This window comes from Sorangium sp. So ce367, from assembly GCF_051520455.1.
GTDB lineage: Bacteria > Myxococcota_A > Polyangia > Polyangiales > Polyangiaceae > Sorangium > Sorangium cellulosum_B.
In genome coordinates this window covers 4537211-4551412 of the sequence record NZ_CP150334.1, presented here as the reverse complement: position 1 = coordinate 4551412, position 14202 = coordinate 4537211, and the positions used below count along the sequence as shown (strand labels likewise).

The 14202-nt window shown below is 72.3% G+C and carries 6 protein-coding genes; 3 read left to right on the top strand and 3 right to left on the bottom strand.

The annotated features are described in order from the left end of the window. The first annotated feature begins 321 nt into the window (after positions 1-321). A complete protein-coding gene (locus tag WME97_RS17315; RefSeq protein ID WP_437553026.1) occupies positions 322-2424 on the top strand; it encodes an IPT/TIG domain-containing protein in 2103 nt (700 codons plus the stop codon). Continuing rightward, positions 2424-4478, top strand: coding sequence for an IgGFc-binding protein (locus tag WME97_RS17310; RefSeq protein ID WP_437553024.1), 2055 nt, complete (start codon positions 2424-2426; stop codon positions 4476-4478). Before WME97_RS17315 ends, WME97_RS17310 begins: the two co-directional genes overlap by 1 nt. A gap of 10 nt (positions 4479-4488) precedes the next feature. On the opposite strand, the gene mutS is transcribed toward WME97_RS17310, so the two are convergent. The 3 genes from mutS to WME97_RS17295 form a co-directional block, all read right to left on the bottom strand. Continuing rightward, positions 4489-7263 carry a DNA mismatch repair protein MutS gene (gene mutS, locus WME97_RS17305; RefSeq protein WP_437553022.1) on the bottom strand — a complete coding sequence of 925 codons (2775 nt, stop codon included), beginning with the start codon at positions 7261-7263 and terminating at the stop codon, positions 4489-4491. Positions 7264-7380: 117 nt separating this feature from the next. Further along, the gene (locus WME97_RS17300) at positions 7381-10305 is read right to left on the bottom strand and encodes a hypothetical protein (RefSeq protein WP_437553020.1); all 2925 of its coding nucleotides are present in this window, start codon (positions 10303-10305) and stop codon (positions 7381-7383) included. Further along, entirely contained in the window at positions 10302-12059 is a 1758-nt protein-coding gene (locus WME97_RS17295) for a hypothetical protein (RefSeq protein ID WP_437553018.1), read from the bottom strand. The genes WME97_RS17300 and WME97_RS17295 overlap by 4 nt, the downstream gene beginning before the upstream one ends. Before the next feature lie 467 nt (positions 12060-12526). On the opposite strand from WME97_RS17295, the gene WME97_RS17290 reads away from it, so the two are divergent. Beyond that, on the top strand, positions 12527-13834 hold the full coding sequence (locus tag WME97_RS17290) for a PP2C family protein-serine/threonine phosphatase (protein ID WP_437553016.1): 1308 nt from the start codon (positions 12527-12529) through the stop codon (positions 13832-13834). Positions 13835-14202 lie beyond the last annotated feature (368 nt).

The following is a 14202-nucleotide window of genomic DNA, read 5'->3' as shown; positions in this document are numbered from 1 at the left end:
ATTCAGCCTCCGCTGTCCCCCTCGTCACGAGACCGCAAGAAGGGGGCGGTTTGCTACCCCGAGGCGCCTCGCTTGTCAAGCGATGAAGCCGCCACCCCGGCGTGCACGATTTCCGTGTGTTTGCGTGTGTCTCCGCGCGGTTGTCCTCGCAGCCACCCACGCAGTTGTCGTCGTGCAGTTGCCTTCGTGCAGTTACCTCGTGCAGTTGCCTTCGTTGCGCCAGCTGCGCCGGTGGGACCACGCGGCGCGGAGCACGGGAACGCCGGGCCACGCCCCCTGGCGCGCCGTGGCCCGGCATCCGCGATGGCGTACACTCGCCTCGTGCGAACCGCATCACGAGGCTTTCTTACCGCACGCTTCGCTTCGGTCTGCGCAGGGCTCGCGATCGTCTCTGCGTGCATCGCCTCGGCGCCGGAGGGCATCCGCCGGCAGACCGACGGCGATGGCGGCGATTTCGGCGTGGACCCGCAGACCACGTCGACGTCATCGTCCGCCGGCGCAGGGCTGCCCGGCGGCGATCCGCACGCGCTGCTCGGCGCGGACCCGACGCACGGGCCATTCAACGGAGGCCAGCGCGTCCTGCTCCACGGCAACGGCTTCAGCTCCCAGGTCCGCGTCTGGTTCGGCGACGTCGAGGTCGATCCGTCCGCGATCGTGCCCATCGATCCCAGCCGGGTCCAGGTGGCGGCGCCGCCGGGCGCGGCGGGCCCGGTGGAGCTCGCCGTGCAGAACGGCGACGACACGTCGACCCGGCGAACGCTGCCGGGCGGCTACGTGTACGACGCGCTCTATGCGTCCCCGTCGAGCGGGCCGATCTCCGGCGGGACGACCATCGAGCTCGTCGGCCAGGGCACGCGCTGGAACGAGAGGACGGTCGCGAAGATCGATCAGAAGCCGTGCACGTCGCTCGCCGTCCAGGAGCCGACGCGGCTCCTGTGCACGGTGCCCCAGGGCACGCCGGGCGCGAAGACGATCTCGGTGACGACCGGCGGCGAGACGATCCTCGTGCTGGACGGCTACACCTACGAGGACAGCGAGAACGGCTACAAGGGCGGGCTCAGCGGCGCGCCGCTCGCCGGACGGCTGAAGGTGCTCGTCTACAACAACTTCACGGGTGATCCGATCCCGGGAGCGAGCGTCGTCGTCGGCACCGACACGACCTCCCCGATCGAGGTCGACGCGTCCGGCGTCGCGGTGATCGAGGACGCGTCGCTCGATTCGCCGCGCACCGTCACCGTGGCCGCGACGTGCCATAGCCCGATCTCGTTCGTCGACGTGCCGGTCGACACGGTGACCGTCTACCTGGATCCGGTGCTCACCCCCGCGTGCGGCGCGCCCGGCGATCCCCCCCCGCCGGTCGGCGGCAAGGTCGGCAGCGCGGGGGCGATCGAGGGCGAGCTCGTCTGGGACACGTCGCTGGACCCCGGGAGCGTCGCGTGGGGCAACATCCCGAGCCCGCGCCGCGACACCGAGCGAAAGGCGGCGTACCTGTTCACGGCGGGCGCCGATCCTCTCGCGACCTTCAAGCTGCCGTCCGAGTTCCAGGCCATCACGCCGGAGACGTCGGGCGAGCTCGGGCACGGGTTCACGATGTACGTCGCGCCCGGCAACCGCACGATCTACGCGCTGGCGGGCCTCGAGGATCGCTCGACGACCCCGCCGCGGTTCACCGCGTACGCCATGGGCGTGGTCCGCGGGATCCCCGTGCTCCCGAACGAGTGGACGAGGGAGGTGTTCGTGCGGATCAATCAGCCGCTCGACCACGCCCTCTCGATGGACGTCAAGGCGCCGGCGAAGGGGCCGAAGGGGCCGGATCGGATCCAGGCGAACGTGTCGCTGATGATCGGCAACGACGGGTTCGCGACGCTCCCGATCGGCGCGCAGAGCCCGCTGATCCCGTTCGACGGGGGGCTGACGTTCGTCGGCGTGCCGCCGCTCGCCCGCGACCTGCTCGGCGCGAGCTACCACTCGTCCGCGCGCGCGGTGACCGGCCAGGCCGGGCTCGCGCCGCTGTCCGTCGTCGGGCGGGTCCTCTCGACCAGCACGAGCGAGCCCGTGCGCATCGGCGACTTCGTGGGGGTGCCGACGCTCGAGGCGCCCGCGCAGAACACCGCCTGGGATGGGTCCCACCTCGCGACCTCGTTCGGCGCGGGCGCGCCCGTCGACCTCAGCGTTTACGACATCGCGAGCGGAAACGGCCTCATCCGGTGGACCGTGGCCGTGCCGGCAGGGTCTCACGCCGTCGAGGTGCCGGACCTCCGGCAGCTCGGGCTCGAGCACGGCGCGCTGCCGCCGGGGCCGCTCACGATCGGGGTGTACGGGGCGCGGATCGACGGCTTCGATTACGGCAAGCTCGTCTACCGGCAGCTCAAGCCGGCAGGGATGACGGCCTACTCCCTCGACAGCTTCAACGCACACCTGTGATGAACGCCCCGCCCCACCCGACGCGAGCGCGCAGGCCGACGCGCGCACGGAAGCCAGGACGCCGCGCCCGATCGCGGCACGCTGCAGCCGCCGCCCTCGTCGCCGTCGCCGCGGGGCTCGGGCTCGCGCCGAGCTGCTTCGACAGCGGCACGCGGTGGGGTGAGCGGCCGGAGGAGCCGCCGCTCTGCACGGCCGGCGACGTGCGCTGCGGGGCGGAGCTCGCGCGTTGCGAGGAGACCGGCGCAGGGCTGGCCTGGGTGACGCTCGACGACTGCGCCGCTCGAGGGCTCGTCTGCGCGTCGCTCGAGCTCGGCTGCCGGCCCTGCGTTCCCGCTGCGCGCTCGTGCCGCGAGCAGGACGTCGTCGTCTGCGACGCGGACGGCCGCTTCGGCCGCGTGATCGACACGTGCGACACGGAGGCCGGCGAAGCGTGCCGGAGCGGGAGCTGCCAGCAGCTCTGCGCCGTCGCGGAGCTCGAGCGGAGCAACGTGGGGTGCGAGTACTGGGCGGTCGATCTGGACAACGCGCGGATCGACGCGACCGGAAACGCGGCGGCGCAGCAGTTCGCGGTGGTGGTCTCGAACCCGCAGCCGGACGTGCCGAACGAGATCCACATCTTCCAGGACGACGGCGCGCCGGGCGACGAGCCCGCCCCTGTAGAGATCGCGAGCGCGCTCATCGCGCCGCTCTATCTCCAGGTGTTCAAGCTCGGGCCGCGCGAGGTCGATGGCAGCCCGGAGGGCGAGTACAACACGGGCACGCACACGGCGCTCACGCGGCACGCGTACAAGATCACGTCGAAGTTCCCCATCGTCGCCTACCAGTTCAACCCGCTGGAGAACGCCAACGTGTTCTCCAACGACGCCTCGCTGCTGAAGCCGCGCGAGGCGCTGACGTACAGCCCGGGCGCGATGGCGACGGCGTACGTCGTCACAGGGTGGCCGCAGACCATCGCGGTCACGGACGATCCGGACACGAACTTCGATCCGCAGAACCCGATCGACCTCCGGGCGTTCCTGACCATCGTCGGGACGCGCGAAGGGACGACCGTGCAGGTGACGACGAAGGCGAAGGTCGTCGGGGGCGGGCCCGTCCCGGAGACGCCGGAGGGCGGGTCGATCGAGGTCAAGCTCGGCGCGTTCGACGTGCTCAACCTGGAGAGCGGCGGGTTCAACGCGGACTTCACCGGATCGATCGTGAAGGCCGATCAACCGATCGCGGTCTTCACCGGGAGCGAGGCCTCGGACGCGCCGCACTTCGAGGTGCTCGCGGATCGCCGCTGCTGCGCCGACCACCTGGAGGATCAGCTCGATCCGACCCGGACCGCCGGCAAGCGGTTCGCGGTGCCGCACACGCCGAGCCGGTCGCTGACCGTCAAGGAGGCCGGCGCGCGGATCGAGGCCGTGCCCGAGCCGGAGTACGTCAGGATCGTGGCGGCCAGCGGCAAGGGCGCCGTGATCGAGACGACCCTGCCGCCGCCGGACGATCGGATCACGCTGTCGGCGCTGGGCGAGTTCCGCGAGGTGACGGCGTGGGGCGACTTCATGATCGAGAGCTCCGAGCCGGTCATCGTGTCGCAGATCATGGCCAGCCAGAACGCGACGGGGGTCAAGCAAGGGCTGCCAGGCGGAGACCCGAGCCTCATCATCCTGCCGCCCATCGAGCAGTTCCGGCCGGACTACGTGTTCCTGACCCCGGACAAGTACGCGTTCGACTTCATCTCCGTGGTCGCGCCGCGGTCGGCCGTCGTGCGGCTCGACGACGCGACGCTCGGGCCGGACGAGTGCGAGATCGCGCCCGCGGACGGGCTCACGGAGGAGCAGCGCGGGGGCGGCGCGCCGTCGTTCGTCGTCTACCGCTGCCAGCTGAGCTTCGCGGCGATCGATCCGGCGCGGCAGGCGCCGGACAACGTGCTGCCCGGGATGCAGCGCGACGGGGTGCACTGGCTCACGGCCTCCGCGCCCGTGGGGCTGCTCGTGACGGGGTTCGACTCGTTCGTGAGCTACGGGTACGCGGGCGGCACCGAGCTCCGCGAGATCGCGCCGCCGGACTGAGCCGCCGCGGTCAGCCGCCGCCGCCGAGGAGCCCCTTCAGCTTGGCCACGAGCCGCAGCGCGTCGAGCGGCGCGAGCCGATCGATGTCCACGGCGCGCAGCGTCTCGATGACGGCCGACTGCTCCGGCGGCACCGCGGCCTGCGCGGGGACGAACAGGTCGAGCTGCGCGGCGCCGCCGCGCGTGCGGCCGCGGAGGGAGGCGTGCTTGCCGCCCGGCAGCGCGGCGCCCGACTCCAGCGTCGCGAGGATCGCGCGGGCGCGCGCGAGCACCCCCTCGGGGACCCCCGCGAGCCGCGCGACCGCCACGCCGTAGCTGCGGCTCGCGGGGCCCGCCTCGAGCTTGTGGAGGAAGATCACGTCGTCGCCGTGCTCGCGCGCGGCGACGGAGTAGTTCGCGATGCCCGGCGCGCGCGCCGAGAGCTCCGTCAGCTCGTGGTAGTGCGTCGCGAACAGGGCGCGGCAGCCGATCGCGTCGAACAGGTGCTCCGCCACGGCCCACGCGATCGCGAGGCCGTCGTACGTGCTCGTGCCGCGGCCGATCTCGTCGAGGATCACGAGCGATCTCCGCGTCGCGTCGCGGAGGATCTCGGCGGTCTCCCGCATCTCCACCATGAACGTGCTCTCGCCGCGCGCGACGTTGTCGCTCGCGCCCACCCGCGAGAGGATCCGGTCGACGAGGCCGATCTCCGCCTCGCGCGCCGGGACGTAGCTGCCCATCTGCGCGAGGACCACGATCAGCGCCACCTGGCGCATGAGCGTCGATTTGCCCGCCATGTTGGGGCCCGTGATCAGCCAGAGCCGCTCGCCCGAGAGATCGAGGCGGGTGTCGTTCGGCACGAAGTGCCCCGCGGCCGCGTAGCGCTCGACCACCGGGTGGCGGCCGTCGCGGATCGCGAGCGCCTCGCCCGTCGTGACGTGCGGCCTCACGTAGTCGTTGCGGTGGGCGACGTCGGCGAGGGCGGCGGCGACGTCCCACGCCGCGAGCTTGCGCGCGAGCGCGCGGAGGCGGCCCTCGCTCTTCGCGACGAGGGCCCGCAGCCGGTCGAAGAGCGCGGTCTCCCGCTCCAGCGCGCGCGCCCCGGCGTGCTCGATCTTGTCGGCGAGCTCGTCGAGCTCGTCGCTCGTGTAGCGCTCGCCGGTCGCGACGGTCTGCTTGCGGCGGAAGGTCGCCGGGACCTTGGCGATGTGCGCGCGCGTCACCTCGATGTACCAGCCGAAGACGCGCGTGTACTTGACCCGGAGCGAGGGCGCGCCCGTCTGCGTGCGCAGCTTCGCCTCGAGCGCGAGGATGAGCTCCGTCGCGTTCTTCTCCACGCCGCGCGCGTCGTCGAGCTCCTTGTCGTACCCCTCGCGGAAGATGCCGCCCTCGCGCGTGTTCGGGGGCGGCCGCTCGATCAGCGCGGCGGTGAGCTCGGCGCACACGTCGGCGACGACATCCAGCGACGCCGCCTCGGCGAGGAGCGGCTCGGAGCCCGATCCGGCCGCTGCAGCGTCCTTGCCCCGCGCAGCTGCGCCTTCCTTGCCCCGCGCAGCTGCGCCGTCGTCGCTCCGCGCCGCCGCCTTGCCGAGGTCGGGGATCGACCGGACAGCGGCGATCGCCGCCGGGGCCGCCGTGAGGCCGTCGCGCAGGAGGCCGAGGTCGCGCGGCGTGGCCTCGCCGAGGAGCGCGCGGACGCTGAGACGCTCGAGGTCGCCGACGCCGCCGAGCGCTTGCCGCAGCTCGCCGCGGGCGCGCGGGTGCGAGACGAAGAGCTCCACCTCGTCGAGGCGCCGGCGGATGCCGGCCAGGTCCGCGAGCGGCGAGAGCAGGCGGCGGCGCAGGAGCCGGGCGCCGCCCGGGGTGACCGTGCAGTCGATGACGTCGAGCAGGGTGCCGCGGCGGCCGCCGTCCGCGGCGCGCACGAGCTCCAGGTGCGCCTGGGCCGTCTCGTCGATGCGCAGCGTGCCCGAGGTGTCGTGCGGGGCGATGCGGCGCACCGGGATGCGGGCGCCGGGGCTGCAGCGGCGCGCGAAGCGCAGCGCCCGGGCCGCGGCGCGCACCGCCGGGAGCGGGTGCTCGGCCAGCGCCGCCGCCGAGATCGGCTCGATCGCGGCGTCGTCGAGGATCGACGCGACCTGCGCGCTGTCGAGCTCCTCGTCGTCGCGCAGCGCCGCGCGGCAGGCGAGCGAGGCGGCCGCCGCGCGGACGTCCGGGAGGTCCCGGGCGATGAGCGCCTCGCGCGGATCCGCCCGGGCGAGCTCCGCGAGCAGCGTCGCGGCGTCCGGGACCGAGGTGGCCGAGAGCTCGCCGGTGGAGAGATCCAGCAGCGAGAGGCCGTAGGGGCCCCCCGCTCCGAGGGCGTCGCCGCGGGGCACGCCGCCGCCGTCGACCGCCGCCAGGTAATGGTTGGCGCGCGCGTCGAGCTGATCGGTCTCGGTGACGAGCCCCGGCGTGACGACGCGCACGACCTGCCGCGGCACGAGCCCCTTGATCTTCGACGGATCCCCGCACTGCTCGCAGATCGCCACCTTGTGGCCGAGCGCCAGCAGCCGCGCGATGTACCCGTGCGCCGCGTGGTGCGGGACGCCGGCCATCGGGGATTCGTCGGGCTCGCCCTTGTTGCGGCTCGTGAGCGTCAGGTTCAGCGCGCGCGACACGAGGACCGCGTCGTCGTTGAACATCTCGTAGAAGTCGCCCATCCGGAAGAAGAGGATGGCGTCGGGGTGGAGCGCCTTTGCATCCTCGTACTGGCGCATCACCGGGGTCAGCTTCTTCCTGGCCGCAGGCTGCTCGGACGGCTGCATCGCCGGCGTCTTAGTCTCGACCGCCGGTGAGGTCTACGCGTGATTCGCGCGTTTGTTCCGCTGTTTTCGTGGAAATATCGGCGCCGAAGCCGCAATGCCGCGGGGCCGGCAGGTGGCTCAGCGGTACCGGCGCGTCACGGCGACGTCGCGTGAGCTCAGCAGGAACAGGCCCTGGACCGAGCCGTCGGTGACGGCGAGCTGGCCCGTGGCCGGAACGAGCTGGATGGACTGCGGCTGGAGCTCCGATGTGTCGCTGATGTCCACGAGGTCCAGGGCGAGCGGCGTGAACGCCCCCTGGGTGGTGAAGCGGAACTGCATGTCCTGCTCGGGCACGCCGCCCGTGACCGCGAACCGGAACATCGGGTTGAGGAACGCACCCACGTCACCGTCGGTGACGCGCCCGTCGCGCGGCGTATGGGCGACGCGCCCGTTGAACCGCGAGAGGCGCGTGTCGCACGAGTTGCGGCAGTAGCCGCCCGCAGGATCGGCGATCACGTGGTGCAGGAAGCCGGCGCCGTTGCTCCGGACGATCCACTGGCCCCCGGCGCGGATGTCGAGCTGCACCGAGCCGGCGAAGCAGCACGCCGCGAACCCGACCTCGTCCGTCCGATCGAGCTCGAGGTGGTCCTCGTAGGCCTCGACGATGCGGAGCGCCGGGCGCGACGTGATGACGCTGCCGTACTTCGCGTTGCAGGTGTCGAACGAGCAGACGGCCGAGTCGACGCTCTTCCAGTAGGTGGCGTCTTCGTCCGGGAGCTCGGACGTGATCTGCGCGACGTCGGCGAGCTGCTCGGCGCGGGTCTCGGCCTCGCCCTCCGGGACGCCCGCCGCCTTCAGCTGCGCCTTCACGCTGGTCAGGCTCTGCACGCCGCGGCGGCAAAAGCGGGCGTCTGTCCCCCTCAGGTCGAGGTTCTCGTCGAAGGCGACGGAGGCCCGGGTGATCGACGTGAGCACCCCCTCGTAGGTCACGGCCCACGTCTCGTTGGCGATGTGCACCCGCGGGTCCTCGAGGTTCATCGTCAGCGCGTGCTGCGGCCCGCCGGACCTCAGCACGAGCCCCCGCTCGTCGAGCTCGCTTTCAGCGCTGTCGCTCGACGCGATCACCTCGCGCTGCACCCCCACCGCGAGCGCGAGGTCAGGCGCGGCCCCCTCGGACGGGAACGTGGCGCGCATCTTCGGGCTCTCCCCGGAGAGCGGCACGACCGCGCCGCTGCGATCGTAGAGGATCGGCAGGCCCTGCACGCCGGGCTCGATCTGGCCGGAGCCGTCGCTCGCCACGATGTAGGTCTCCGAGCGGACAGCGTGCGGGAGGACGACGTTGCAGGACGCCTCGCCGCTCGTCTCGAGCAGCGGGCTGCTCGGCGAAGCGTCCGCGTCGCAGCCCGCGCGGACGCTCTGGCGCTCGGGTCCGCGGCAGGCCGCGTCGAGGTCGTCGATGTCGACGATCGCGACCTGCCCGTTCGTGAGCGCCATGTACGCGAACGTGCCCCGGAGCTTCAGCGGGCCGGCGCCGGAGTCGCGATCGCTCGACGTGCGGTACAGCGTCTCGAGGTCGCACGACGTGACGCTGCTGTCGCACGTCCTGAGCTCCGGGAGGGGGCTGCACCGGATCCCCCTCGGCACCACGCCGGTCGCCGGGAGGCTCCTCGGGATCTCGCGCTGCACGATCGCGAGATCGCGGACAGGCGCCGGCAGGCGGATGCGGTCGGGCGGCTGGAACGGGTTCCAGTCGGGGTTCTCGCGAGAGAGCGGCGACCGCCTGGACGGGTCTTCGCTGACGTCGTCGCTGATGTCGAAGACCATCACGCTGCCGTCGCCGGCGTCGACCGCGTAGAGGTAGCGGTTGAACTCGGGGGGCGACGCCTGGCTCACCGCGAGGCGCCTCGTCGTGACGACGCGCCCGGGCTCGAGCGTCGACGCGGGAAGCAGCGGGGGCTGCTCGCGCGGCTCGCAGGGCGTCGGGAGGTCGACGACGTGGATCACAGGCGCATCGAGATCGGCGATGAACAGCCGGTCGCCGGAGAGCGCGAGCCCCGCGGGCCGGGCCTTGTCGAAGGCCTGCTCCGGGCTGGCCGCGACCGCCGGCTGAGCGCACGACACGTCGCCGGGCGGCACGTCGCCGGGCGGCGGCTCGTCGGGCGGCTCGGCCGGCGGGAGCGAGACCTGGAGAGGGACCCACCGCTCCACATCACACGCCGCGAAGCCTCCGTCCTGGTACGCCGTGTCCTCGAGCAGCTTCTGCGCGTCGATCACGACGAAGCCGCCGAGATCCGGCAGGGTCACGAGGAGCTTCTGCCGGCCGCCGCCCTCCATGTCCAAGCTCCCGTTCGAGGTGGAGCAGACGTCGTCCACGAACGCACCGGGGTCGCCAGGCTCGGTCGGCTCGACGTCGTACCTGCCTTCGCACGAGCTCCGCAGCTTGGCGCTGCCCTCCGGGTCCGCGTCCGGGTCCGGCGGGTCGGCGACGAGCAGCATCTCGCCCGGCGCCGAGGGGAGCGAGCAGGCCGGCCAGGAGCTGAGCGACGGGACCGGGCAGCCCTCGCGCGGCAGCACCTTCGCCGACGGGAGCGCGTAGATCCCCGCGCGCCCCGGCTCGGCGACGGCGACGAACGACGCGGTCCCCCCCGGCGTCGCGACGATGTCGACCGGCTGCGCGCCGACCGGGAGGAAGCTCGGGGCGGGCGTGCCCGTGTCCCGATCGACGATCAGCGAGGACTCGGTCGTCAGGTCGACGACCGCGACCTCGCCGTGCGCGGTCTGCGTGACGAGGCCGTAGAGGTGCGGGAGCGTGGCCCTGCCCCCGTCCTTGGCGTCGACCTCGTAGTCGGTGGACGACTCGACGGTGCCGTACGAGCAGTCCGTGATCGGCAGCGAGCGCATCACGCCCGGCTTGTTCGGATCCGGCCGGTCGATGGCGAGGCAGACGAAGGCGCTGCGGCCGGACTGCGCCAGGGCCTCGACAGGGACCGGCGTGGCCTCCGCGGCGCACCCGGCGAGCGCCAGGGCGGAGGTGGAGGCGACGAGCGCGAGGCGCGGCTTCATTGGGACTCCCGGGGCGGGACGGGCGTGCCCACCGTGAGGATCATCGTTCCGAACGTGTTCGTCTTGCGCATGTCGAGGTTGACAACGCCGAGGTACGAGTCGGTGAAATGCGCGATGTACATGAGGGAATAGGGGTCGCAGCCGGCGCTGCCCTGCTCGCGTTCGCAGCGCTTCTTGTCGGCATCGTCGCTGCGCGTGGAGCCCGTGTCGAACGCGAGCGCCTGCGGCCCGCGCCCGGTCTTGATGACGGCGTCGACGCGGCGCGCTTCCGGGTCGTAGGAGAACGCGAGCCCAGAGTCGAACGCGAGCGCGAAGACCCTCCGGCGAGGCACGCCTTCCAGGTCGATCACCTCACCGATCTCGATCCGCGACGGGTAGGCCCCGAGCACGGCGGCGTCGTGGAACCCGATCGAGTAGAACACCGAGGCCCGCTTCGCCGCGGGGACGTCCGAGTCCTTCTTGACCAGCGTCGTCGTCAGCTCGCCGATGAGCAGCGAGTTCGGGCCGCGATGCGCCACGTACACCGGGATCGGGATCTCCACGCACCGCTCGAGGCACTCGGCCGCGCCTGCGCAGCCGTCCTCGCACGCCTGCCGCTCGCTCGCGTCGAACGCGATCCCGCGGGAGTCGGTGCCGCTCGCGAGCGAGGTGATCGGCGTCGGGGTCGACTCGTACAGGCGCGGCGCGCCGCCCGAAGCGGCGTCCTGATAGCGGAGCAGGCCGAGCTCCGGCGCCGCGAGGTACGTGACCGCGAACGCCGGCTGGTCGTCGATCGCCCACCCGCCCTGCTGCAGCGCCCCGAGCACGCCCGGGCGCGGCACGGCCGCGACCTCCGTCGGCCCGAAGGCGAGATCCGTGAGGACGTGCGCGAGCTGCGGCCTCTCGTTCGCTTCCCAGCGGTTCACGATGACGCTCGCGGCGCTCTCCGTCTGGTGCGAGACGACGATGCTCGTCCCGCCCGGGCCGGCGGCGATCCCGAACGGCTCCAGCGGCAGCTTGCGCCGGATGAGCTCCTGGCCCGGGTCCTCCCCGATGCGGTGATCTCTGCTGCAGCGCCCGCCCGCCGCGCTCGCGCCGCAGTCCAGCTGGAAGCAGGCGTCGCCGTCGCAGCGCTGCGCGCCGGCGCCGTCGGACCGATCGTCGGCGACGTCGAAGAAGGTCACCGAGGGGTCGCCGCGCACGGGCACGAACAGGCGCGCCTGCCGCTCCGCGCCGGGGTCGGCGCCCTCGCCGCTGAGCGGCCTGTGCACGAGGAGGAGGTTGGACGCGAACGCGCCGATCACGGCCGAGCTCCGGACGACCTCGTCCTCGCCCTCGAGGGCGGAGATGTCGAGCGGCCCGCACGGCCCCGGGTAGAGAGACGACGCGGCGTTTGTCGCCAGCCCCACCTTATTGCACGCATCGCGCACGCTGGCGCTGGCGTTCGGCCCGCCGGGAGCGAGCGCCGACTGGAGCGTGAGCGCCCGCCTGCGCAGCCGCTGGAGATCCAGCGCCTGGACCGTGCCGCCGTTGAACTGGAGATCGAAGTCCGAGTTCGCGACGTAGAGGACCCGTCCCCCGAGAGACACCGCCAGGCCCGTCGGGTAATAGAGCCCCTCGACGGGCGGCGGGAGACCCTCGCCCTCGACGAAGCAGCCCACGCCCCCGAGCCCGCCCACGCCCACGATCGAGGCCGCGAGGCCCACGCCAACGATGCGAGGTGTCTGGAGAAGTGTGCGGGCGAGCTTCATGCGGGCGCGGAGACTAGTCAGCACCAGGAGCACTGGCAACCCGCTCCGCTCGGTGGGTTCGTTTGCGGCGGACACGCGCCGGGGGCGGCGCTCGCAGCGGGCCTCCTGGCGAACGAGCGGCACACGCCGCTGCGAAGACCCTCGTTTCTCGCGCGCACCTGCCGCAGCGCAGCACGCCCGCACGGCCTGCCCCGGGTGAGCGCGCACAGCCCGCCAGGCGCAGCCTCTTCGTGGCGAGGCGCGCTGCTCCAGGCGAGGCGCCCTGCAGCGGTCGCCCGTCACGGGGTGGCGAGCCCTGCGGCGGGGTAGAGGTGGCGCTCCCCTGCGCCGGGTGGTGCCCAAGGTGCGCCCCTGCAGTGTGGGCTCCACAGGTCAAGGTCGACCAGGATCGATCGCCGTCGTCCGTCCCCCTGCACGTTGATCTCGGAGACGCGGCGCGCCTTTGCTACGTTGGTCGCCGGGACATGGCCGATCTCGCAGCCGCCCTTGTCATGGGAATCGCCCTTCTTGGGCTGATCTATTGGTATTTTCGCTCGAACAACGGCGACCGGACCCGTCCTCGCGCGGCGACGACGCTGACGCAGGGGGGCCCAGGAGCCCAAGCCCTCGACGAGGGGGAGGGAGATCTCGAAGATTCAACGACCAGGCCAGGCGCAGCAGGGCTGCGGGGCGGCGCGCCCGCGAGCGAGAGCGCCCACGCGAAGACCGCAGGAGGTCACGGCCGCACCGAGCGGGTCTCGAGCGCCGACTGGAAGCGTTCGAACGGCCCATCGCGCCGCGACGACGACGACGCGTTCGACGACGATGACGACGACCTCACGCTGATCACGCTGGCGCCGCCGGAGGTGCTGCAGAGCACGATCAAGCGCGCGAGCGTCCCGTCGTACGGCGGCGACGATGACGACGACGACGATGATGACGACGGGCACGAGCGCGAGGAGCCGTCCGCCGTCCCCATCATCTACGACGACGAGGCCGCCGTCGACGAGCCGACCAGCTCGTCGCCGCTCCTGCTCATCAGCGCCGTCGGCCAGACGGACCCCGGTCAGAAGCGCAAGAAGAACGAGGACTGCTACCTCTGCCTGGACGAGCACTACCTGTTCGCCGTGGCGGACGGCATGGGCGGCCACGCGGGCGGCGACGTCGCCAGCCGCCTCGCGGTCGACACGATCGCGCGCGCGTTCAAGGATCAGTCGTTCGTGGACAGCGACGCGGAGAGCCCCTACCCCGACGTCCCTCGTCGCGGCAGCGAGCTCGCGGTCGCGATCCAGCAAGCGAACCAGGCGATCTACGAGCGGGCCCACGCCGAGCGGAGCCTCACGGGCATGGGCACGACCCTCGTCAGCGCGCGGTTCTCGCCCAACAAGCAGCGCCTCTACATCGGCCACGTGGGCGACAGCCGCTGTTATCGCCTGCGCGACAACGAGCTCACGCAGCTCACCACCGATCACACGATGGGCGCCGCGGGGATCACCGGGCCGATGGCGAACCACCTGAGCCGGGCGATCGGAATCTCCCCCGCAGTCAAGGTCGATCTGATCATCGCCCGGCCCCACCCCGGCGACGTCTACCTCCTCTGCTCCGACGGCCTGTCGAAGATGACGACCCACGAGGCGATCCGCGACATCCTGCTCGCCGAGCCCGATCCCGAGAAGGCGTCGCAGGCGCTCATCGAGAAGGCGAACGCGGGCGGCGGGCGGGACAACATCACTGTCATCCTCGTCCGCGTCAGCGATCCCAAGGACCTGGCGCGGCTCGCCTCGCGCGCTGGCGCCAGCGCCGGCGCCAGCGCTGGCTGATCGCTCGCCGGCCCCTTCCCCCCTTCCCCCCTCCCTCCCCCTCCAACGAGATCGACCGCGCACGGCGCTGACCGAGAGGTCCGCGCGGCCGGCGGAGCATGCCCGCCGCGCGCAGGCCATTGCAGACAGCGTGTCTGCATTGCCACGAATCCCGACGGATTCTCATGCTCCGCGCCGGTCAGCTGCCTGCGTGCATACGGGCGAGTGGTCACGCTCGTCACGGATCCGGATCCCGCTCGTGCGCAATCGCAATTTTGCGGCCATTACCATTCACGAGCTTCGATTATCACGTCAATTGACGCCTGCCGGGATCGGCAAGAGAAGCGACGTGAGCTCTTGACGTGCTTTGCCTCGAGAGCGCTTCATGG

Bases quoted from the DNA above. Each gene is read 5' to 3' on its own strand.
- WME97_RS17310 (WP_437553024.1), top strand. From the start codon at position 2,424: ATGAACGCCCCGCCCCACCCGACGCGAGCGCGCAGGCCGACGCGCGCA.
- mutS (WP_437553022.1), bottom strand. From the start codon at position 7,263: ATGCAGCCGTCCGAGCAGCCTGCGGCCAGGAAGAAGCTGACCCCGGTG.
- WME97_RS17300 (WP_437553020.1), bottom strand. From the start codon at position 10,305: ATGAAGCCGCGCCTCGCGCTCGTCGCCTCCACCTCCGCCCTGGCGCTC.
- WME97_RS17290 (WP_437553016.1), top strand. From the start codon at position 12,527: ATGGGAATCGCCCTTCTTGGGCTGATCTATTGGTATTTTCGCTCGAAC.